Raw genomic sequence first — 22503 nt, 5'->3', positions numbered from 1 at the left:
GGAAGCGCCGGTAGAAATAACATTCCGGGCTATTCCAGAAATTTATTTCAGCCGCCCCATACCACCATCTACAGCGTGCACCTGCCCAGTGATAAAGGAGCTGTGGTCGGAGAGTAGGAAGCTCGTCATATACGCTAGGTCCTGTGGCTCACCGATGCGCTGCAGGGGGTGGCGCTTGGCCCCTGCTTCTACTTTCTCGGGCGTGCTGAGCAGAGCGGCGGCCAGGGGCGTATTGGTAAGGGAAGGGGCCACGGCATTGACCCGGATGCCGCTGGCGGCGTACTCGGTGGCCAGAGCGCGGGTGAGACCTTCTACGGCAGCTTTGGCTGTGGCAATGCTAGCGTGAAAGGCCATGCCGGTTTCGGCGGCCACGGTGCTAAACAGCACCACGGAGGCGCCATTAGCCTTTTTCAGCCGCTTCATAGTAGCCTGCAGGATTTGCACTGCTCCCAGTACGTTCAGCTCAAAGTCGGCCCGAAAGTCATCAGCCGGAATCCGTTCGAAGGGACGCAGTTTGATGCTGCCGGGGCAGTACACTACCCCGTGCAATACCTCAGGCAAGCCATCGAGGGCAGTGCCTAAGGGCTGGGTTACATCCAGCTCTAAGAAGGTAGTGTTCAGCTCAGCAAGCTCCGGAGACAGGTGCCGCGAGGCCGTGAACAGGCTGGCGTTCAGCTTTTGAAGCAGCTGAGCCGTAGCCAGCCCGATACCTGAGGAAGCCCCCACGAGGAGGATGTTTTTGTTCGCAAATTCCATGCGCAGGTAGGGAGTAGATGTTGTAGCAGAACTGAACTGTGGCATGAAGGTTTAGGAATATTTTCCTTTCTTATGGCGACAGCCACAAAAGTGCATGACAGCGAAAATTTTACTTTTAGCAAAAATTCGCTGAATATTCCAGTGTTCGTTCCGTAGCTTGCACCACGCCTTCCACTTCTACTCCTTACACCGCTTTCCACGATGAACATCCGCAAACTGCTGGTCGCCAACCGGGGCGAAATTGCCATTCGCGTTATGCGCGCCGCTACCGAGTTGGGCATTACAACGGTTGCTGTCTACACCTACGAAGACCGGTATTCCCTGCACCGCTACAAAGCCGACGAAGCCTACCAGATTGGGCGCGATGATGAGCCGCTGAAGCCCTACCTCGACATTGAAGGGCTAATTCGCACGGCCAAGGAAAACGGCGTCGATGCCATTCACCCCGGCTATGGCTTCCTGAGTGAAAACGCTACCCTGGCTCGGCGTTGCCGCGAGGAAGGCATCATCTTCGTGGGGCCACGGCCGGAAGTCATGGAAGCCCTCGGCGATAAGGTGGCGGCCAAGAAAGTGGCCGTGGAGTGCCAGGTGCCCATCATCGAAAGCAGCCAGCAGGACCTCACCGACTTCGAGGTGGCCCGCACGGAAGCCCACCGCATTGGCTACCCCGTGATGCTGAAGGCGGCGGCCGGCGGTGGGGGTAGGGGCATGCGCGTGATTCGGGATGATGAGCAGTTGGAAAAAGGCTTCTTCGAGGCCCGCAACGAAGCTCTGAAAGCCTTCGGCGACGACACGGTGTTTCTGGAGAAGTTTGTGGAGCAGCCCAAGCATATTGAGGTGCAGCTGGTGGCCGACAACTACGGGGGCCTGACCCACCTCTACGAGCGGGACTGCTCGGTGCAGCGGCGGTACCAGAAGGTAGTAGAGGTAGCGCCCTCGCTCAATTTGCCCGACCACATGCGCCACCTCTTATATGAGTACGCGCTGCGCCTGGGCCGGGCCGTGAACTACAACAACGTGGGCACCGTGGAATTCCTGGTGAACCCCGAGCACGACCGGATTTACTTTATTGAGGTGAACCCGCGCATTCAGGTTGAGCACACGGTCACGGAAATGATTACCGGCGTGGATTTGATTAAAACCCAACTCCACGTAGCCGATGGCCGCCGTCTCACCGACCCCGAAATCGGGCTGGGGCCCGACGTAAAGCCGCCCAAAATAGGGGTAGCCATTCAGTGCCGCATCACCACCGAGGACCCCGAGCAAGACTTCAAGCCCGACTACGGAACCATCACGGCCTACCGTTCGGCCGGCGGCTTCGGGATTCGGCTGGACCAAGGCTCGGTGTACACGGGGGTGCGGATTTCACCGTTTTTCGATTCCCTACTGGTGAAGGTGTCGACTCAGGCGCCTACCCTGGAAGGTGCCGCCACCAAGATGGCCCGTACGCTCGACGAGTTCCGGGTGCGCGGGGTGAGCACCAACATCCAGTTCCTGCAGAACATCATTGCCCACCCCGTGTTCATGGCCGGCGAGGCCAACGTAGACTTCATCAAGGACCATCCCGAGCTGTTCAAGTTCAAAACCCGCCAGGACCGCGCTACCAAAGTCCTTAACTTCCTCGGCAACGTCATCGTGAACGGCAACCCCGACGTGAAGGGCCAAGTGGACTCCAAGCGCGAGCCGCGTAAGCCCCTGCTGCCGGAAGCCGACCTGACAACACCGCCGCCCCCCGGCACCAAGCAAAAGCTCACGGAGCTGGGCCCCGACGGCTTTGCCCAGTGGCTGCGTCAGGAGAAGCAGATTCACTACACCGACACGACTCTGCGCGACGCCCACCAGAGCCTGCTGGCTACCCGCATGCGTACCTACGACATGCTGAAAGTGGCCGACCGCTACGCCCGCCAGCATCCGCAAACCTTTTCCCTGGAGTGCTGGGGCGGCGCTACCTTCGATGTGGCCCTGCGCTTTCTGCATGAGGACCCCTGGGAACGGCTGGCTAAGCTGCGTGCCGCCGTGCCCAACATCTTACTCCAGATGCTCATCCGGGGGGCCAACGGGGTGGGCTACAAAGCCTACCCCGACAACCTCACCGAACGCTTCGTGCAGCAGGCCGCCGAAACCGGCATCGACGTGTTCCGCATCTTCGATTCCCTGAACTGGATGCCCGGCATGGAAGCCTGCATTGGCTTCGTGCGCAACAAAACGGACCGCTTGGCCGAAGCTGCCATCTGCTACACCGGCGACATTCTGGACCCCAAGCGCAACCAGAAGTACAACTTGGACTACTACCTGCGCCTGGCCAAGCAGATTGAGGAGGCCGGCGCCCACATCCTCTGCATCAAGGACATGGCGGGCCTCTTGAAGCCCTACGCCGCCACCGAGCTGATTACCGCCCTGCGCGACACCATCAGCCTGCCCATTCACTTGCACACTCACGACACCAGCAGTTTGCAGGCTGCTACCTATCTGAAAGCCGTAGAGGCCGGCGTCGATGTAATTGACGTGGCCCTAGGTAGCCTCTCAGGCCTGACTTCCCAGCCCAACTTCAACTCCATCGTGGAAATGCTGCGGGGGCAGGAGCGCCACCGCGAGTTCGAACAGGAGTCACTCAACGAGTTCAGCAACTACTGGGACACGGTGCGCGAACAGTACTACCCCTTCGAATCGGGCCTGAAGGCGGGAACCTCGGAGGTGTTCCAGCACGAAATTCCGGGCGGACAGTACTCCAACCTGCGGCCCCAGGCGGCGGCCCTGGGCCTGCTGGATAAGTTCGAAACCATCAAGCACACGTTTGCTGATGTAAACCAACTGTTCGGCGACATTGTGAAGGTGACGCCTTCCTCGAAGGTGGTCGGCGACATGGCCCTGTTCCTGGTCTCCAACAACCTGACCACGGCCGATGTGCTGGAAAAAGGCCCCACGCTGAACTTCCCCGAATCGGTGCGGGAACTGTTCCGCGGCGACATCGGGCAGCCCGAAGGTGGCTGGCCCCAGCAGGTGCAGAAAGCCATTCTGAAAGACGAGCAGCCCTTCACTGACCGGCCCAACGAGCACCTCGCGCCCATCAACTTCGACCAGGAATGGCAGCGCTTCGAGGAAAAGTTCGGGCAGCGGGGCAAGTTCACCGATGTGCTGTCCTGGCTGCTCTACCCCAAGGTGTTCGAGCAATACTGGCAGCACCAGCAGCAGTACGGCGACGTATCGGTGGTACCTACCCCGGTGTTCTTCTACGGCCTACAGTTGGGCGAGGAAACCATCATCAACATTGCCCGCGGCAAGAGCGTTATCGTGGGCTTGCAGAGCGTGGGGCCGGTAAACGAAGACGGCTGCCGCACCCTGTTCTTCACCCTCAACGGCCAGGGTCGCAACCTGGAAATCCGCGACAACTCGGTGGAGGTGAAGAAGGTACAGAACCCGAAAATCGACAAGGCCAATCAGAAGCAGATCGGGGCTCCTTTGCAAGGCCTGCTCTCCAAAGTGCTGGTCGAGTCGGGGCAGCAGGTGCGCAAGAATTCACCCCTGTTCATCATCGAAGCCATGAAGATGGAAACCACCATCACGGCTCAGGACGACACCACCGTGCAGGCCGTAAACCTGCCCGAAGGCACCCTCGTCAATGCCGACGATTTGGTCTTGACGCTGGACTAGGTGGAAATATGACGGCTAACCAGTAGCTTAGGGAAAAGAACTCTCCCTCTTTTCTTCGTGTCCATGTCATTTCGTTTTTCCACAATCCTGCTGGCGCTGGCATTGCCCGTGGCCGCCGTTGAAACGGCACACGCCCAGCAGCCGAACATCGAGCAGGTAGGCGCCGCCGCCCAGGCCAACCTCAATGCGCTGGTAAGCGGCTCCCCTACGGTGGTGCCGCGTGGTGGGTCGGAGGCTACCAAAGGCTCGCCCTACGCCGACAACCGGTGGCTGCCGGCCCGCCTGCGCATGACCAACAACGTGCCGCTGGCGCCCGTACCCTTGAAGTATGACGTGCTCAACCAGCGGCTGCTCATGCGTCCTGTGAACCGGCCTAACGACTCTCTGCAGCTGGATGACCGGCTATTGGCCAGCTTTGAGCTGGAAGAATCGACCCTCGTGGGTACCCGCAAACGCACTTTTCGGCGGTTTACTGAGGCACCCGTGCCTGCCCAGCGGGCTGAGTACGTGGAGGTTTTGCACCAAGGCAAGTACGCGCTGCTGAAACGCTACGGTAAAGCCCTGCGCAAAGCCGACTACCAGGGGGCCTACAGTACTGACCGGCGCTACGATGAAATAGAGGACAAGCCTACCTACTATCTGCGCCGCCCCGATGGCTCCGTGGAGCCGGTGAAGCTCACCCTTAAGGCCATGCAGGCAGCGGCGCCCGAACTGGCCAGCGCCCTGAAAGCTGCCCCCAAATCTTCCTCGGCCAAGACTGATGCGGAGTGGGCCGCTGTGTTGGCGGCGGCCGATAAGTAAAATTTAAGGCCCTAAAAATCGGTGCGGGCTACTCCAGCAGATGCTGGAGTAGCCCGCACCGATTTTTAGGGCCTTTGCGCCTGCAGGGTGGCCAGCGCCGTGGAAGTTGATTCTCCGTGCAGGTAAAGCGTATCGGCGCTGATGCGGTAGCTGCGAGTAGTGCGCAGGGCCGCGAGGAAAGCCGTTTCGGTGGCCAAATCGGGGCAAGCCATTTTGGTGGACAGTAGCGGCCCAAACTGCAGCTGGCTTTCCGCCGGCAGCGTGAAGCCGCCGCGGAAACGGTTGCAGCCCGCCTGGCCTTCAGCTTGCTGTTCAGTAGCGCTGAGCTGCAGGTATACTTCGTTGCCGGAGGTAGGGGTAACGCTCTGGCCGTCAAGCCGGCGCAAAACCCAATGCGTGCCACGCAATGCTGCCGAGGCAGTCGTGGCAGCGGAGGCAGCTGGGGTGGGGGTAGTAGCAGAAGGAACCATGTGAGCCTGGCAAGAAAAAAGCAGCAAACCAACGCAGCCCAGCAGGGCAGGAGATACAGCAGATCGAAGCATACGTGCTTTCAGTGAACGTGGAAGGGTAGGGAGGGTGTACCTATGGATAAAACAAAATGGCTACTTTGGGCCATGAGAAACATTCTTTTACTCTCCTTTTTACTTTACAGTGCGCACGCCGCACTGGGTCAGAAAAAGCCGAGTGCCAGCACCAAAGCTAGCGTAGCCCCCGCTACCGTAGAGCGAGTAGTACGGGCGCTGGCCGCCGATGATATGCAGGGCCGGGCTTCGGGTAAGCCGGGTGGGCAAAAAGCGGCCCAGTTTCTGGCGGCGGAGTTTAAACGCATCGGGTTAAAGCCTCTGCCGGGCCTGAAAGGGTTCGAACAAAGCTTCTCTACCTACGACGTGCGCACCGCCGCGGCTGCCGTATCCATCAACGGTACCACCCTCAGCCCCGATAAGCTGCTGCTGGTATCAGGCCAGGAACAGCTGAACTGGACGGAAGAAGGACCCGCGCCGCGTATCGTGACCATTGCCGCCGGTGGCAACCTGCTGCGCGAAGTACGCCCTTTGCTGGAGCCCCGCGAAAACACCATTGTGTTCGTTGATCCAACTCAGGCTACGGCCTTTACGCGGCTGGCCGGCTACCTGCAGCGGGGCGGGCTGCGGCCCGAAAAGCCGGCGCCGTTTACTACCCTGTTTGTGCTGGGCGCTACCCCACCTGCGCCCCTAAAGGTACGTGTGACGGCTACTACCACCATCCGAACAGTGGAGCTGCGCAACATTGTAGGGATGCTGCCGGGTAAAAACAAAGCCCACGCAGCCGAGCAGGTGGTGTTCAGCGGCCACTACGACCACATCGGGATTCTGCCGGCCGTGCAGGGCGACTCCATTGCCAACGGTGCCGACGACGACGCCAGCGGCACTTCGGCCGTAGTGGCGCTGGCCGAGTACTTCAAGAAGAAAAACGACAACGCCCGCTCCCTGCTTTTCGTGGCGTTTGTGGCCGAGGAAATTGGTGGTTTCGGCGCGCGCTACTTCTCCCAGCAGCTCGACCCCAAGCAGGTGGTAGCTATGTTCAACATCGAAATGATTGGCAAGGAGGCGAAGTTCGGCCCGAATTCGGCCTTCATTACGGGCTTTGATAAGTCGGACTTTGGCAAAATACTGCAGGAAGGGGCCAAGGGTACTACTTTCCGCTTCGAGCCCGACCCCTACCCCGAGCAAAACCTGTTCTACCGCTCTGATAACGCCACCCTGGCCCGCCTGGGCGTACCCGCCCACACCATCAGCACCGACCAGATTCCGGACGACAAACGCTACCACAGCGTGGACGACGAAGTGGACAGCCTGGACCTCACCAACATGACCAACGTTATTACCGCCATCGGGCGTAGCGCCGCCGGTATCATCAGCGGCCAGCAAACCCCCACGCGCATCGCGCCAGAATCGGTGAAGCAGTAATCCGGTGAATGAGTAAGTGAGTGACTGAATGAGGTAAGTCATAACGAGGCACGAAACCATCCGTCCTCCCCTTTGCTCATAGTTTACTAACGTAACAAGCCCTTGACGCTACCATGCGTCAAGGGCTTGTTACATTTCACGGGGTAGCATGTTGGCCAATACGGATGGCTTCGTCGTGCCTCCTTGCCACTCACGACAGCACGGCAACTCACTCAGTCACTCCTTCACTAGCTCACTTGCCCAGGCGCATGCTCAAGCCGGCTCCTACGTTGAAGCCGCCGGCGGCGGGCGTCAGGCCGTGAGCTGCCGTAACGTCCAGGCGCAGGCCGGGGGTAGGGCGGAAGTAAACGCCGGAGGTGAGGCCCGGCTTCCAGCCCTGCTGACGCTGCCAGGTGGCGTAGGTTTCGGCGAAAAAGCCGACGTGATTGTTGGCAGTGAGGGGGCCATTAAGGGCGAGGGTCGTCAGGTACTGGCCTTGCTTAGTGCCTTCAGCCTTGAAACCCTGCTGCCGAAAACCCAGGTTGCCTTCCAGGCCAAACCGCTGCCCTAGTTGCTGCGAGATGAGCAGGCGCGCGCCCGGCTCAAACTGCTTGTTCTGGAAGCTGGCGTCGCCGTTGCGCAGGTTCATATCGAAAAGCACCACCACCTGAGAGCGAGCATTCTGGACGGTAGAGGCCAGAAACTTGGCTCCTACGTTGAGGGGCGCAAATCCGGCGGGGCCGCCGAACGAAGGAGCCGGAGTACCTTCCGGAGAAAAAGTGCGGGTAGCGGGCGTGAGCAGGTAATTTTGGGTGGCCCGTAGCTCAATGTGGTTGAAAAAGCCCACTCGTAGGGTATTGCCCCAGGCCGTGCGACCGGCGTAGCCCGTGCTGCTACCCCCGTCGTAGCGGGTAAGGCCGGTTTCGAGCTGAAACTGGCCCGGATAGAGCATGTTGGTGGTGATGGTCTGGCCCGGCCGATCGGGGCGAATGAGGCGCACAAAGGGCGACTCTTCATTGCCGAGGTTGGGGTCAGTGGTTTGGGCCAGGGTGCAGGCCGGGCCGGCGAGAAGCAGGGCGCCAGCGGTCAGCAGAGTGGTCTTTCGCATGCTCTCCCGACGCCAGCCGCGCCGGAATAGTTCGATTTTCTTAAGATGCTGTAACCCTACCTGGAAATTTACGTGTGAAACATAAGTCCCGGAAATTAGCCAAACAAGCCCAGCAGGCCGGAAAAGAGGACAAGCAAAAGGCTGGAAAAAATATTCCAGCCTTTTTGAAAAAAACAAGAAAATACGTGGGTTTACTGGGCCTGTTTGATAGCCTGCATAGCCGCCTGCACCGTAGCTTTCTGGTCGGCCGGCTTATTTTGCTGAATCTTATCCAGCATGGCCAGAATAGGCTCATCAAAGCCATATTTTTTGTACTGCACGGCCAGCTTTTGCAGGCGCTCTACCCCTTCGCTGAGCACAGTGGCATCAGGTAGGCGCGAGATGAGGCTCACCAGGCTCCCCAGCATCTGAAACTTCTCCTGGGTGCCAGCTGCATCAAACTGGTCACGTACATAAACCCAGGTGCCAGCATCGCCGTGCTCAGCGTACACGGCAGCTACTGCAGTAACCAAGCCACCGCGAGCATCTTTTTGCAACGCCTGGGCGCGGGTCAGCGCCTGTTGGGGCTGCACACTCGCCAGGCCTTGCAAAGCAGCCCCTTGCACCGCGTATGACTGGCTATTGAGAGCTTGCGTGTAAGCCTTCTGGTCTTTTTTATCCTTTAGTTCACCCAACGCCAGCAGCAAGGCTGCTTGGTTATTAGTATTTTTCTCTTGGGCCAACTGTTTGCGGATAGCTGGCGCGGCGGCTTTCTGCACGGCCTTATCATCGAGCTTCAAGCCCGAGAGGGCCGAGAGGCGCAGGCCGGCGTACTTGTCGCTGAGGGCGGAGAGCAGAAGCTGGCGGGCTGCCGCATCGGTAGGAGGTAGCTGAGCGGCGGCCGCTACGGCCTCGCGGCGGTCCACGAAGCGCGGGGCATTCTTGTACTGGTAAGCGTACTCGGCGAAGGGCTTATTGTCGGTTTTCTGCCAGAGCAGCACCTTATCGGCATCCACGTTTACCAAATTAGGCTTGCTGGCGGCCGGGAAGCGGAACGTTTGGGTGGCCTGGCGCATCACTACCTGGTGGCGCTGGGCCTTGCCGTTCACGTACACATCTACGGCCATGGGCAGCTGAAACACCTGGCCGGGCTGGGTTTGCTTGATGGTAACCGTCTGCTCCTTGCGGCCGGCGTCGTAGGCGTAGTCGATGGTAACTACCGGGTGGCCGGAGTTGAAATACCACTGATTGAAAAACCAGTTCAGATCCTGACCCGATACTGCTTCCAGGGCCAGGCGCAGCTGATGCGCTTCGCCGTTGCCGAACTTGTTGTCGGTGAGGTACTTTTTCAGGCCGGCGAAGAACACGTCGTCGGTGAGGTAGTTGCGCAGCATGTTCAGGATCTGGCCGCCTTTCTGGTAGCTCACCAAATCAAACATGTCCTCCTTGTCGGCGTAGTGGAAGCGCACGAGGTGCTTCTGGGCATCCTGGGGGCTGCGCAGGTAGTTGCGCATGTTCATGTAGGCGTGGGCGTCGCCGGCATCCTGGCCGTACTTGTACTCGGCCCACAAGGCTTCCGAGAAGTCGGCAAAGGACTCATTTACCGTCAGGTTGCTCCAGCTTTCGGCCGTTACCAGGTCGCCGAACCACTGGTGGAACAGCTCGTGGGCAATAACCGACTCGCCGTTGGCGTACTCAGCGTCGAGCAGCTCGCGGGCGTCTTTCTGCAAAAACTCGCCGTGCAGGGTGGCCGAGGTGTTTTCCATGGCCCCGCTTACGTAGTCGCGCACCACTACCTGGGCGTACTTATTCCAGGCGTAGTCCACGCCCAGGCGCTGGGAGAAAAACTCCAGCATTTCGGGCGTGTTGCCGAAAATCTGCTTGGCGAAGGGCGCGTACTTGGGTTCGAGGTAGTAGCTTACTTCCTTGCCCCGCCAGGTATCCTTGGTAATCTTGAAGTCGCCCACGGCCATCATGAAGAGGTAGGGCGAGTGGGGCAGCTCCTGCTTCCAGGTGTCGGTGCGGGTGCCGTCGGGGTTGTTTTTCTGGCTGGTCAGGGCCCCGTTGCTGAGCGTAACGTAGCGGGCCGGCACCGTCATGCTGATTTCGGCCGTCGTCTTCTGGTTGGGCTTGTCGATGGTGGGGAACCACGCCGAGGAGGCTTCCGTCTCGCCCTGGGTCCAGATCTGGCGGGGCTTGCCGGCCTCGGTGCTGTCGGGGTTGATGAAGTAGAGGCCTTTGGCGTCGGTAATGGCCTGGCTGCCTTTGGTTTTCAGCTCGTCGGGCTTGGCTACGTACTCAATGTACACGGTGTACTGCTGGCCCGGCGTATAGAGCTTATCCAGGTGCACCAGCATCTGCTCCTGGTTGTAGTCGAACTTCAGCGTTTTGGTGTCGGTGCCATTTACCATGGTCACCGATTTGATGTCCATGCCTTTGGCGTCGAGGCGCAACGAGTCGGTGGCGTAGGCTACGGGCTGCAAGGTGACCCATTCGCGCCCCAACAGTTGGCGCTTGGTATAGTCGAAGCGCACATCCAGCTTGGTGTGCACCAGAGCATTGACTTTGCGGACCGTTTCGCGGTAGGGGAGGGTAGCGGCGGAGTCGGGCCGGGCCATCGGCGACTGGGCCAGGGCCGGGGCGGCACCCAGCAGGCCGAGGCTCAGCAGGAAAGCTTTCGTCATGAAATAAGAAGCAAGAATTGGGCTGCTAGTTGCAAACATTTCCGCACAGATGCGCCGTTTGGCGGCCTGGTTGCACGCTGGCCGGACTAGTAAGTGGTTTTCTCCGGGAAGAACCCTACCCCCTTGAAACAAACAAAAGCCGGCCAACAGCCGACTCTTGTTTATCCACTAAACCAATTACCCTTTAATGCACCAGCACTGCTGGCTGGTGCCGCTCGGGGTGGGGCGTAAGGTCGTCGGCGTACCGGGAATGCTCGGCGCGGTAGGCTTTCTCGAAGATGAGCGGGAAGATGAACAGGGTTAGCAGAGTGCCGGTAATCAGGCCCCCAATCACCACAATAGCCAGGGGCTTGGAGGTTTCGGAGCCGATGCCGGTGCTCAGGGCCGCGGGCAGCAGCCCGATGGTTGCCATCAGGGCCGTCATCACCACGGGTCGGACGCGGCTGGTGACACCCTCGTGGATGCTCCGGTCGAGGCTCAGCTTGCGGGCCATGTTCTGCTTGAACACCGAAATCAGAATTACCCCGTTCTGAATGCAGATGCCAAACAAGGCAATAAACCCAATGCCGGCCGAGATGCTGAAGTTGGTGTGCGTAAGCAGCAGGGCCGCAATACCGCCGATGATGGCAAACGGCACGTTCAGCAGCACCAGCCCTGCGTCTTTGAGGTTGCCGAACAAAATGAACAGGATAAAGAAAATCAGGGCCAGGGATACGGGCACTACCTGGGCCAGGCGCTCGGTGGCGCGGCGCTGGTTTTCAAAGTCGCCGGTCCATTTCATGCTGTAGCCTTTGGGCAAGCTAACCACTTGTTCCACCTTCTTCTGGGCTTCCTCGATGGTGCTACCCATGTCGCGGCCCCGAATACTGAACTTCACGGCGGCAAAGCGCTGGTTGTCGTCGCGGTAGATGAGGCTGGGGCCGTTTACGGTGCCGATGGTAGCAATTTCGGAGAGCGGAATGGTTTTGCCGCTTTGGGTGGGCACCATTAGGGCTGCAATGCGCTCCGGGGTTTGGCGGAACTGCTCCTGGTAGCGCACCCGAATGGGGAATTTCCGCTCGCCTTCGTACATCTGGGAGGCCTGCTTACCACCCACAGCCATTTCCAGCACCGCGTTAGCGTCGGCTTTACTTACGCCGTAGCTGGCCATGCGCTGCTCATCCAGCTCTACATGTAGCTCCGGCTGGCCAATGTTGCGCAGCACGCCCAGGTCGTCGATGCCTTTGATGTTCCGCAGCACCCCGTACACTTGCCGGGCCTTTTCTTCCATCAGCTTCAGGTCAGTCCCGTAGATTTTCACGGCAATGGAGCCTTTCACGCCCGAGGCGGCTTCCTCCACGTTATCGGTGATAGGCTGAGAGAAGTTGAAGTTCACGCCGGGGAAGCGGGCCAACTTTTCCTTCATGTGCTCAATCAGGGCCTCGCGCTTGTCTTTGTGCTTCATCTCGGCCTGCACTTCGGGCGTGTGCTTGAGCTGCACCAGAAACTCGTTGTTGTAGAAGCCTGTCGGGTCGGTGCCGTCGTTGGGGCGGCCGGTTTGGCTTACCACGTCGCCTACCTGCGGAAACGACAGGAACACCCGGCGCATCTCGTTGCAGAGCTTGTTGCTTTCATCCAGGGAAATGCTCAGCGGCAGCTGAGCCCGCACGTAAATGGAGCCTTCGTTCAGCTCCGGCAGGAACTCGGAACCCAGGAAGTGGAAGCAGCCCAGCCCCAGCACTACCGTGACGGTAGCAAACAGCAGGCTGGCCGTTTTGCGGGCGTAGGTAAAGGAAAAGAACCGCTCGGAGCCCCGATTGATGCCGCGCACAAAGAAGTTATCCTTCTCCACCACGTTCTTCTTCAGCAGAATGCTCGTGAGCACTGGCACCAATGTGAGCGTGAAGATGAGCGCCCCCAGCAAGGCAAAACCCAGTGTCCAGGCCAGAGGCGAGAATACCTTGCCTTCTACCTTTTCAAAGGAGAAGATGGGTAGCAGGGCCGTGATGATGATGGCCTTGGAGAAGAAAATGGCCTTGCCCATGTCGCGGCCGGTTTTCTTGATCAGGCCCAGCTTGGCGAGCTTGTTGAACTTCTCCATACCCAGGCGGTGGGCCTTGTGGTCGAGGGCCACAAATAGCCCTTCCACCATCACCACGGCCCCATCGATGATGATGCCGAAGTCGATGGCGCCCATGCTGAGCAGGTTGGCCGACATACCCTTGAGGCGCAGACAGATGAAGGCAAACAGCAGGGCCAGCGGAATAATCACCGACACAATAACCGTGGTGCGCCAGTCGGCCATGAATACAAACACGATAACCGTCACCAGAATAATGCCTTCCAGCAGGTTGTGAATAACGGTTTCGGTGGAGAAGTCGATGAGCTGCTGCCGGTCGTAGAAGCTCTGAATTTTCACATCAGAAGGCAGAATCTTGTCGTTGAGCAGGGCCACTTTCTCCTGGAGGCGGGCAATAACTTCCGAGGGGTTTTCGCCCTTGCGCATTACCACAATGCCTTCCAGTACGTCGTCGTTCAGGCCCCGCCCTACCTTGCCCAGGCGCGGCAATGCCGACTCATGCACCAGGGCCACATCTTTCACCAGAATGGGGGCGCCGTTCACGTTCTTAATGACCGTATTGTTGATGTCGCCGATGTTGTTGAGCAGGCCGATGCCGCGCACCACATAGTTCTGCTGACCCGCGTTTATCACGTCGCCGCCCACGTTGATGTTGCTGCGCTGAATGGCATTGTACAGGTCTAGGGGGGTAAGGCTCAGGGCCTGGAGCTTGCCGGGGTTCACCGATATTTCGTAGTCCTTCACCTCGCCCCCAAAGCTATTCACGTCGGCCACGCCGGGCACTGCTTTCAGGTTGCGCTCCACCACCCAATCCTGCAAGGTTTTTAGCTCGCGGGTGGTTTTGTTCTTGCTTTTGAGGGTATAGCGAAAAATCTCGCCGGTGGGGCCGTAGGGCGGCTGCACGTCGGGGTCGGCACCCTCGGGCAGGTCAGCCTGGTCGAGCAAATTGTTGACCTGCACGCGGGCAAAAGCATCGTCCACGCCGTCATCGAAAATTACCTTCACTACCGACAGCCCGAAAAGGGTAGTGCTCCGGATGCTGGTTTTCTTCTGAACCGGGTTCAGGGCAATTTCAATGGGAGCCGTCACGAACTTCTCAATCTCCTCGGCCGAGCGGCCGGGCCACTGCGTGATGATGGTGATTTCGGTGTTCGTGACGTCGGGGAAGGCTTCAATGGGCGTGTTCCGGTAGCTCATGACTCCGGCCACAATCACGACCAACGTCATCAGGAACACAAAGCCCCGGTTCTTGAGCGAAAAGGCAATAATGCCCTGGATGAATTTATTCATGGCTTTGGAAAAGCTGGGAAGCAGTAGCTAGAAGCTGGATTTTGACAAGGAGAGCTAGCGCTGACGCTAGTCGTTCAGCTCGTCGTACACCAGCAGTTGGTTTCGGGAGATGATACGCTCCCCGTCGCGCAGGCCCGAGGCCACGTAGCTCACGTCGCCGACGGTTTTGGCCACCTGCACCTCGCGGGTTTCGATGTGCTGGCGGTCCTTGAAAACCATTACAAAGTGCCGGTCTTTGGCAAACACCACGCTTTTGGCGGGTACGGCCAGCATCTTTTGGTCTTCAGTGTTCCTGATTTTGATTTGGGCGTACATCTCGGGCTTTAGCTGGTAGCCCGGGTTGGGCAGGCGCACCCGCACTTTCATTACCCTGCTTTCGGGGTCAAGCACGTTGAAAATCTTGTCGATGCGGCCTTGGAAGTGCTTGTCGGGGTAGGAGAGGGTCGTTACGTCGGCGGCGTAGCCTTCCTTCACTTTGCTGATATCCGACTCGAAGACGTTGGCCATAATCCACACATCTTCGAGGTTTGACACGGTGAACAGGTTGCCCACATTATCAGCGTTGAACTGCATGTGGTCAGTCACATTTTTCTCCGTGATAAAGCCCGAAATAGGGGCGCGCAACGTGTAGGTGCCATCAGCCGATACGCCGTACACGTTCATCTGCTTGCGGGTTTTGCCCACGTTGCCGGCGGCTTTTTGCAGCTCCTTGCGGGCCAGGGTTACATCGCGCTCCGAGGCCAGCCCCGCGGCGTATTGTTCTTCCAGCACCTGTAGGTTCTTGCGAGCAATGTCGAGGTCGGTGCCAGCGGTACTGTTCTGGTTTTGTAGATCGGCAATTTCCCCACTCCGAATCACGGCCAGCACTTGTCCTTTGGTAACGTGGTCGCCGAGCTCTACCGTGAGCTGTTCCACCACGCCGCCCACCAGCGGGTACACCTTCACGGTTTTGTCGCCGTTGGTGGCAATCTGGCCCGAAAGAGTCAGCTCGTTGCGCACGGGCTCATTGCGTACCGTGTCAATTTTCAGCTCCCGCAGCATCTGATCGGAAAGCGAAAAGCTGGCTTTGGCTTGCTGGGGTTCAGCGGCATCTTCTGATTTCGAGCAGCCCAGCAGGGTTGCGCTCAGGGCCAGGGGTAGGAAAGCGGCAATGCGGTTCATATTGGTTGAGTGCGTAAAGGCTTGCGGAGGCCCAGGCAGCAGGCCAAGGCTAGCGTATTAGGTAAGGCAGGGGGCTTTGGGTGCGGCAGGCTTCAGCCCGGCAGCAGGGGTAGCAGGTGACCTATTCGGCGTTGAACACCGGGCGGCCTACAGCGTAATTCAGCTGCTCAAAGGCGCGCAAGCGGCTAGCCCGGAGGCTGTTGAGCTGCACGAGGTTGTTTTTGTAGCTCTCGTAGAAATCCAGGAATTCCACTACCGTGAGGTTGCGCTTGGCGTAGCTTTCATCAATGCCTTGCATCAGGCGGTCGAAGTCGGAGGTGCCGTAGTCGGTGCTTTGGTAAAGAGCATCCGTCTGGCCAGCCAGGCGCCAGGCTTCCTGTACATCGTTTTGCACCTGTAGCCGCTGCTGGCCCAGCAGTGCCTTGCTGACTTCCACCTGGTTTTGGGCCGTGCGTATGTTGCCTTGGTTGCGGTTGAAAATGGGCACGGCAATGCCCAGCGTGACGGCGTTATAGTTCTGGATGTAGTTGCCGGCGCGGTCGTAGGTGTAGCCCACGGCCAGGTCGGGGGTAGCCAGGGCCCGCTGCAGCCGCAGGTTCTGGGCTTGTGCCTGCACGGCGGCCTGGCGGGCCTTCAGGTCGGCGCGGTTGGCCTGGGCTGAGTCAATCAGCTGCTGCTCGGTGCGGCCACTCAGGTTCAGGGCGCGGAGCCGGTTAGGGTCGGCGGTGGGCAGGTAGTAGGTGCCGGTGGTGTCGCGCATCAGCGTGCGCAAATCGGTTTGCTGGGCGGCAATGTTGCTGAGCAGGGCCTGGCGCTCGTTGCGCAACTGAAACAGAAACGCCTTCAGCCGGACTACTTCCTTTAATGCAATATTGCCGCGCTGGTACTGGCCCTGGTATAAGTTTACGGTGCGCTGAAAGCTGGCTACTTCCATGTCGTACACGCCCACGCTCTGCTGCTTGAAGTAGAGGTCGTAGAACGTGGTGCGCAGCTGAAAGCGCAGGGTGCGCAGCATGTCCTCGAAGGTAAACTGCTCTACCAGCGCATTCTGCTGGGCCGCGTTGGTAGCCGCTTTGCGCCGGCCAGCCAGGGCAAACAGCTGCTCTACCTGCACAATGGAGTTGCCGGTTTTTGTTACATCCAGCACCTTGCGCGTGTACTGGTTATAGGCGTTCTGCTCCAGCGAAATGGTAGGGTTGTCCCAGAGGCGGGCCTGGGTAATCTGGGCTTCCGCCGCCGATACGTTGTAGCGCTGAGCCAGCAGGCTCAGGTTGTTGCTGACGAAGCGCTGTTCGGCTTCCGAAAGAGTTAGGCGAACCGTATCGGCGCCAAGCGGGGCAGCCGAAGCGGTATGAGCGGAAAAGCTGAGCAGCCAGGCGGCCAGCAGCAGGAAAAAAGGACGTTGCATATCCGGTGAGGGGTAAGGATATGCAAGAGTACGCCCCCCGTATTAGGCCTGAATTAGAGGTAGATTAGAAACGGATTAGAGCAGAAATTTTTTCCGGAAAGGCGCAATCAGGCTTGCTGCGAAGCGCAAGAGATGCTTCGGCCAGCTCAGCGTAACATCCTACCACTTATGGCTCAACGCCTGCCCGCTTGCTTCGCTAGCTCGTAATGTGGACCGTGTTGCTACAAGATAACTTCGGCCACGGTGCCCTTTCCCAAGTGAGAGGTAATGCGCAGCTCACCGCCGTGCAACTGAATAATTTTGCGGGCCAGTGGCAGCCCAATGCCGTGGCCCACCACGTTGCGGGCGTTGTCGGCACGGAAGAAAGGCTGGAAAATCTGGGGTAAGGCTTTGTCGTGGATGCCAATGCCGTGGTCCTGCACCCGAATGTGGCGGCGGCCCTGGTGGTAGTCCAGGCGCACCTCTACGGGTTGCTCGGGCGCGGAGTACTTCAGGGCATTGTCCAGCAGGTTGGTTAGGGCGCGGCTGAGTAGCTGGCGGTTGCCCCTGATTTCCAGCTGCTCAGCCTCCTCGGGTAGGTTGCCCAACGTAATGTGCAGGCGGGGCCGCTGGGCGGGCGCAACAGCTTCGCGGGCTTCCCACAGCAGCTCATCCAGCCGAACATCGTCGGTAGCGCCGGGGTTGGTTTGGGTTAGCTCCAGGAGGTTATTGATCAGGAGCTTGAGCTGTTGCAGCTCGTGCAGCACCGAGGCTACCCCCTCGCGGTAGGCCGCCGGTTCCCGCTCCCGGTTCAGCAGCACCTGCAGCTCGCCAATGGTGGCGGTGAGGGGCGTGCGAAGCTCGTGGGAAGCATTGCTGACAAAGGTACGCTGGGTTTCGAAGCCCTCCTCCAGGCGCTCCAGCATGCGGTTGAAGGTGCGGGCCAGGCGGGTAATTTCGTCCTGCTCGTGGCTACTGCCTTCCGTCACGCGCAGGTGCAGGTCCTGGGTCGTGATGCGGTCCACCTGGTCGTTCACGGCCGCAATGGGGGCCAGGGCCTTGCCCGCAAACACCCGCCCGGCCACGTAAATCAGCAGCAGGCTTCCCACAAAAATGCAGACCAGAATCAGGCCCAGATACTCCAGCCGGGCCGCTCCCGAACGGTTCTGGGCGGCCGCCACAATAATGAATTTGCCCTGGTTGTCGCTGTAGAAAATGCCGACTGCCTGGCGCGGCCCAATCTCAAAATACACTTCCTTCTCCGTCAGAATTTGGGCCAGAATCCGGTCGGAAATCCTGATTCGCACATCATGCTCGATAAAGCGGGGCTGCAGGTTGCCATCATAAATCTGGAGCACTTCCTCCGTGAGCGTGCGCATGTAGCGGCGCTGGAAGTCGCGGAAGGCTTCGGCCCGTAGCTCATCCTGCTCCAGAAATACGTAGCCCGCTACCTCGGCCCGGTCGCGCAGGCGCTGCCGGAATTCTTCGTGGGTATAATCGGCCTGCAGAATGTATACCGTCGTCATGGCCGCCAGCAGAATCACGGCCACCAGCCCCAGAAAAAGCCACGTCAGACGGTTGCGAATGGTCATTAGAAGAAAGGGGTGAGATGGTAAAATAGGGAGCCTGACATTCCGCTAGTGCAAGTGGGGTAGGTAGTGTGGTCCGAACCCTAAGCCGACCGTTTCACCACCTCACGCCTCACTTCGCAGCACGTAGCCCATGCCCACCACGGTTTGAATCAGCTTCCGGCTGAAAGCCTTATCTACCTTGTTGCGCAGGTAGTTGATATACACATCCACTACATTGGAGCCGGCGTCGAAGGAATCTTCCCAGACGTCGGCGGCTAGCTCGGCGCGGCTGAGGACGCGGCCAGGGTGGCGCATGAGCAGTTCCAGCAGGCCAAACTCACGAGCCGTTAGCTTGATGGGCTGCCCGGCCCGGGTTACGGTTTTGGCGGTGGTATCCAGCGTCAGATCTTCAAAAGAAAGCACGGCGCCTTTGGCCTGCTGCCCCCGGCGGCGGGTAAGGGCCCGCACCCGCGCTACCAATTCCGGAAAGTCGAAGGGCTTAACCAGGTAATCATCGGCCCCACTGCTAAAGCCCAGGAGCTTATCCTGGGTAGTACCCAGGGCTGTGAGCATGAGCACGGGCGTTTCCTGGTCCTGAGCGCGTAGGGCCCCGAGTATTTCCAGACCGCTAAAGTAGGGCAGAATAACGTCCAGAATAATCAGGTCGTAGGCATGAGCCAGGGCCAGCTGCCGGCCAAAGCGCCCATCGTAGGCCACCTCTACCTCAAAGCCCTCTTCCTCCAGTCCGCGCCGGATGAAGGCAGATACCTTCGGCTCATCTTCTACCAGCAGTATTTTCATAATGGCAAGAGCTTTAGTAGTAGCCTCTTTGGGCAGCTTGTGCCTCAAGCCGGCCTGAAAATGCTCCGGCCAGCTTTCCTAAAAAAGCAGGCCGGAGCCAGGAGGTGATTAATTACTTAGCGGCAGAGGTAGCCCAATAAAGAAGGGGTAGTACCTGTAGCGTACTACCCCCATTTTAGTCTTCATCTTCGTAGTCGAGGCCGAGTAACTGGTTAAGGGCCTGCTGAATCTCGCTGGCGGCGTGCAGCTGTCCGGCCCGACGCGCTACCGTAAGGCCCGTACGGTAAACTTTTTCGGCTTCTTCCGGCTTTCCTAGTTGCTGAAGCATCTTGCCGGCATGGTAGTACGTACCCACGTACTCTGGATGCTCCTCCAGCAGCTTTTGGTAATACTCCATGGCCCGCACGGGCTCCGTGGTCCGGTACTCGGTAGCTAAGGCATAAATCGTGAACGGATCAGTGGGGTCATCCTGGTAGAAGGCCAGGAGTTGCTGTAAGCGGCTTGGTGTGGTTTCCATGGGGCGTCAGATTTAAGTATCTTCGCCCCAAATTTGGGACTTTCCCCGTGTTCTTCTCATATAAGTAGCCGTAGATGAAGTTTCTCGTTTGCATAAGCAACGTGCCCGACACGACCACCAAAATCACCTTCACGCCTGATAATAAGGAGTTTAATAAGGCGGGTGTGCAATTTGTGATTAATCCTTGGGATGAGTATGCACTCACTCGCGCCATCGAATTGAAAGAAGCCCAGGGCGGCGGTACCGTTACGGTACTGAACGTAGGGGAGGCCGACACGGAGCCTAACATCCGGAAGGCCCTGGCCATTGGCGCCGACGACGCTATCCGGGTAAACGCCTTCCCGAAGGATGCGTTTTTCGTAGCCCAGCAGATTGCCAACATCGCCAAAGACGGCGGGTACGACGTAATTCTGATGGGTAAGGAAAGCATCGACTACAACGGCTTCCAGGTGCACGGTATGGTAGGCGAGCTGCTCGGCATCCCGACGGTAGCCCCGGCCATGAAGCTGGATATGAGCGGCAACACCGCTACTCTGGAGCGCGAAATTGAGGGCGGCAAGGAAATCGTGGAAGTAAGCACGCCCTTCGTGGCGTCGTGCCAGCAGCCCATGTGTGAGCCCCGCATCCCGAACATGCGCGGCATCATGACGGCCCGTACCAAGCCGCTGAAAGTGGTGGAGCCCGTTGGTGAAGGCGCCCGTACTGAAGTTGCCTCCTACGCGCTACCCCCGGCAAAGCAAGGCGTAAAGCTCATTCCGGCCGAAAGCGCTGGCGAGCTGATCAAGCTGCTCCGCAACGAAGCCAAGGTTATTTAATTAAGAAAGAAGAATGAGGAGTGAAGAAATGCTTCGGCTGTTTCCTTCACACTAATTTCTCATTCTTCATTCCTCATTCTTCATTTGCAGAAAATGTCAGTATTAGTAGTTGTTGAATGTGATGGTGGCGAGGTAAAAAAATCCTCGCTGGAAGTAGCTTCCTACGGCAGCCAGGTAGCGCAGCTGCTCGGCACCTCGGCCACGGCCATAGCGGTGGGTGAGGCTACCGAAGCCAACCTGGCCAAGCTGGGCGAGCAGGGCATTGCCAAAGTGCTCTACGACAATGAGCCCCGGCTGAAAGATTTCGTGAACGGTGCCTACACCAAGCTGATTGCTGCTGCGGCTCAGCAGGAAGATGCCAAGGTGATTGTGCTGGCTAACTCCAACATTGGTGCCGCCGTCGGCTCGCGCCTGTCGGTGCGCCTGCAAGCCAGCCTGGCTACCAACGTAGTAGAGCTGCCCAAAACCGAGGGTGGCTCGTTCACGGTGAAGCGTGGCGCTTTCTCGGGTAAGGCTTTCGCTGATATGAAGCTGGAAGGCGAGCGGAAGATTATTGCCGTAAAAAAGAACTCTATCGAAGCGCTGCACGAGGCGGGCAAAACCGCCGAGGTAGTATCCTTCTCGGCCCAACTGACGGATGCTGACTTTGCTGATGCTCCCAAGCAGGTAGTAATGCAGGATCAGGCCGGTGGCATTCTGCTGCCCGAAGCCGACAAGGTGGTGTCGGGTGGCCGCGGCATGAAAGGCCCCGAAAACTGGAACCTCATCGAGGACCTAGCCAAGGCCTTGGGGGCAGCTACCGCCTGCTCCAAGCCGGTGTCGGACGTGGACTGGCGCCCTCACCACGAGCACGTAGGCCAGACGGGCATCACCGTTTCGCCGAACCTGTACATTGCCTGCGGTATTTCGGGCGCTATTCAGCACCTGGCCGGCGTGAACTCCTCGAAGGTAATTGTGGTCATCAACAAAGACCCCGAGGCTCCGTTCTTCAAGGCGGCTGATTATGGCATCGTGGGCGACGTGTTTGATGTGTTGCCCAAACTGACCCAGGCCGTTAAAGAACTCAGCTAGGACTTAGGACTTAGGGTCTCAGGAAACGACTCGGCTCCGGCCGACGAAAATTTCCTGAGACCCTAAGTCTTTTTTGGCCGTATGCAGGTGGAGTTGCTGGCATTGGTTTCTTTTGCATCCGATTCCACTGCCTCTCTAACCCATTCATGCGGTCTGGCGCTACCCCTCCCGATCGTAAGAACCTAAGTCCTTTAGTTCCTTTGAAAAAGATACCGCTCGAAATTCTGGGCCTCTCGTCCAGCCAGTCGCAGTCGGGCTCCTTTGCCCTGATTCTGGGCGAAAAGACCGGCAACCGGCGCTTACCAATCATCATTGGTATGTTTGAGGCGCAGAGTATCGCCATCCAGATAGAGAAAATTAATCCGAACCGGCCGCTCACTCACGACCTGTTCAAGTCCTTTGCCGAGCAGGTACACGTAGCTGTGCTGGAAGTACTGATTTCGGATCTGAAGGAAGGCGTATTCTACTCCAAAATTGTGTGCTCCGATGGTGCCAGCACGTTCGAGCTGGATGCCCGCCCCTCCGATGCTATTGCCATTGGCCTGCGTTTCGGGGTGCCCATCTTCACGGTAGAAAGCGTACTCAGCGAAGCCGGTATTATTCTCTCGGACCTCGACGAAAATGCCGATGAGGACGAAGACGATACCGATGACGATGAGGACGAGGACAACGACCAGCCGGCGCCCAAGCCGGTAGAGCCGCGCGAGCCCAGCGGACAGGTTTCGCTGGATGAGCTGACCAAAATGCTGGCCCAGGCCCTCGAACGAGAAGACTACGAGAAAGCCGCCAAAATCCGCGACGAACTCAATAAGCGAAACGGCTAACCAACCAGCCCAAAAACTGCTGGGAAAAATATGAATGCGTGGAGTTGCTTATTAGGATAGTAAACAGCGTTTTCGGTTTGTGCGAAGACGTTGCCTAAACCAG

General features: G+C 58.6%; 16 protein-coding genes. 6 read left to right on the top strand and 10 right to left on the bottom strand.

Annotated features, from left to right (window positions below; translation table 11 throughout):
* Positions 1 to 42: 42 nt before the first annotated feature.
* Entirely contained in the window at positions 43 to 756 is a 714-nt protein-coding gene (locus K3G63_RS07195) for an SDR family NAD(P)-dependent oxidoreductase (RefSeq protein WP_220613376.1), read from the bottom strand.
* 201 nt (positions 757 to 957) lie between these two features.
* Between K3G63_RS07195 and K3G63_RS07190 the strand changes: the two genes are divergently transcribed.
* Together K3G63_RS07190 and K3G63_RS07185 are read left to right on the top strand one after the other, a co-directional pair.
* Positions 958 to 4407, top strand: a complete 3450-nt coding sequence (locus K3G63_RS07190) for a pyruvate carboxylase (protein ID WP_220613375.1) — start codon at positions 958 to 960, stop codon at positions 4405 to 4407.
* Between the two features lie 63 nt (positions 4408 to 4470).
* On the top strand, positions 4471 to 5208 hold the full coding sequence (locus K3G63_RS07185) for a hypothetical protein (RefSeq protein WP_220613374.1): 738 nt from the start codon (positions 4471 to 4473) through the stop codon (positions 5206 to 5208).
* A 65-nt stretch (positions 5209 to 5273) separates the two neighbouring features.
* On the opposite strand, the gene K3G63_RS07180 is transcribed toward K3G63_RS07185, so the two are convergent.
* Positions 5274 to 5678: an META domain-containing protein gene (locus tag K3G63_RS07180; protein ID WP_220613373.1), complete on the bottom strand. Its 405-nt coding sequence runs from the start codon at positions 5676 to 5678 to the stop codon at positions 5274 to 5276.
* 144 nt (positions 5679 to 5822) lie between these two features.
* On the opposite strand from K3G63_RS07180, the gene K3G63_RS07175 reads away from it, so the two are divergent.
* The gene (locus K3G63_RS07175) at positions 5823 to 7154 is read left to right on the top strand and encodes a M20/M25/M40 family metallo-hydrolase (RefSeq protein WP_220613372.1); all 1332 of its coding nucleotides are present in this window, start codon (positions 5823 to 5825) and stop codon (positions 7152 to 7154) included.
* Positions 7155 to 7386: 232 nt separating this feature from the next.
* Here the strand turns inward: K3G63_RS07175 and K3G63_RS07170 are convergent, their stop codons facing one another.
* The 8 genes from K3G63_RS07170 to K3G63_RS07135 all read right to left on the bottom strand — a co-directional run bounded on the left by K3G63_RS07170 (position 7387) and on the right by K3G63_RS07135 (position 19690).
* Positions 7387 to 8241, bottom strand: coding sequence for a transporter (locus K3G63_RS07170; RefSeq protein WP_220613371.1), 855 nt, complete (start codon positions 8239 to 8241; stop codon positions 7387 to 7389).
* Positions 8242 to 8432: 191 nt separating this feature from the next.
* Positions 8433 to 10904, bottom strand: a complete 2472-nt coding sequence (locus K3G63_RS07165) for a M1 family metallopeptidase (RefSeq protein ID WP_220613370.1) — start codon at positions 10902 to 10904, stop codon at positions 8433 to 8435.
* 184 nt (positions 10905 to 11088) lie between these two features.
* Entirely contained in the window at positions 11089 to 14253 is a 3165-nt protein-coding gene (locus K3G63_RS07160) for an efflux RND transporter permease subunit (protein WP_220613369.1), read from the bottom strand.
* A gap of 66 nt (positions 14254 to 14319) precedes the next feature.
* Complete coding sequence (locus K3G63_RS07155) at positions 14320 to 15414, bottom strand: efflux RND transporter periplasmic adaptor subunit (RefSeq protein ID WP_220613368.1); 1095 nt, start codon at positions 15412 to 15414, stop codon at positions 14320 to 14322.
* A 121-nt stretch (positions 15415 to 15535) separates the two neighbouring features.
* A complete protein-coding gene (locus K3G63_RS07150) occupies positions 15536 to 16822 on the bottom strand; it encodes a TolC family protein (RefSeq protein ID WP_220613367.1) in 1287 nt (428 codons plus the stop codon).
* A gap of 221 nt (positions 16823 to 17043) precedes the next feature.
* A complete protein-coding gene (locus K3G63_RS07145; RefSeq protein WP_220613366.1) occupies positions 17044 to 18393 on the bottom strand; it encodes an ATP-binding protein in 1350 nt (449 codons plus the stop codon).
* Positions 18394 to 18495: 102 nt separating this feature from the next.
* Complete coding sequence (locus K3G63_RS07140; RefSeq protein ID WP_220613365.1) at positions 18496 to 19173, bottom strand: response regulator transcription factor; 678 nt, start codon at positions 19171 to 19173, stop codon at positions 18496 to 18498.
* Between the two features lie 175 nt (positions 19174 to 19348).
* The gene (locus K3G63_RS07135) at positions 19349 to 19690 is read right to left on the bottom strand and encodes a tetratricopeptide repeat protein (RefSeq protein ID WP_220613364.1); all 342 of its coding nucleotides are present in this window, start codon (positions 19688 to 19690) and stop codon (positions 19349 to 19351) included.
* Between the two features lie 74 nt (positions 19691 to 19764).
* On the opposite strand from K3G63_RS07135, the gene K3G63_RS07130 reads away from it, so the two are divergent.
* The 3 genes from K3G63_RS07130 (at position 19765) to K3G63_RS07120 (ending at position 22400) form a co-directional block, all read left to right on the top strand.
* On the top strand, positions 19765 to 20505 hold the full coding sequence (locus K3G63_RS07130; protein WP_220613363.1) for an electron transfer flavoprotein subunit beta/FixA family protein: 741 nt from the start codon (positions 19765 to 19767) through the stop codon (positions 20503 to 20505).
* Between the two features lie 93 nt (positions 20506 to 20598).
* Entirely contained in the window at positions 20599 to 21576 is a 978-nt protein-coding gene (locus K3G63_RS07125; protein WP_220613362.1) for an electron transfer flavoprotein subunit alpha/FixB family protein, read from the top strand.
* Between the two features lie 200 nt (positions 21577 to 21776).
* Positions 21777 to 22400: a bifunctional nuclease family protein gene (locus tag K3G63_RS07120; protein ID WP_220613361.1), complete on the top strand. Its 624-nt coding sequence runs from the start codon at positions 21777 to 21779 to the stop codon at positions 22398 to 22400.
* Positions 22401 to 22503 lie beyond the last annotated feature (103 nt).

This window comes from Hymenobacter sp. HSC-4F20, from assembly GCF_019599275.1.
Taxonomy (GTDB): Bacteria; Bacteroidota; Bacteroidia; order Cytophagales; family Hymenobacteraceae; genus Hymenobacter.
This window is presented reverse-complemented; position numbering and strand designations above follow the sequence as displayed.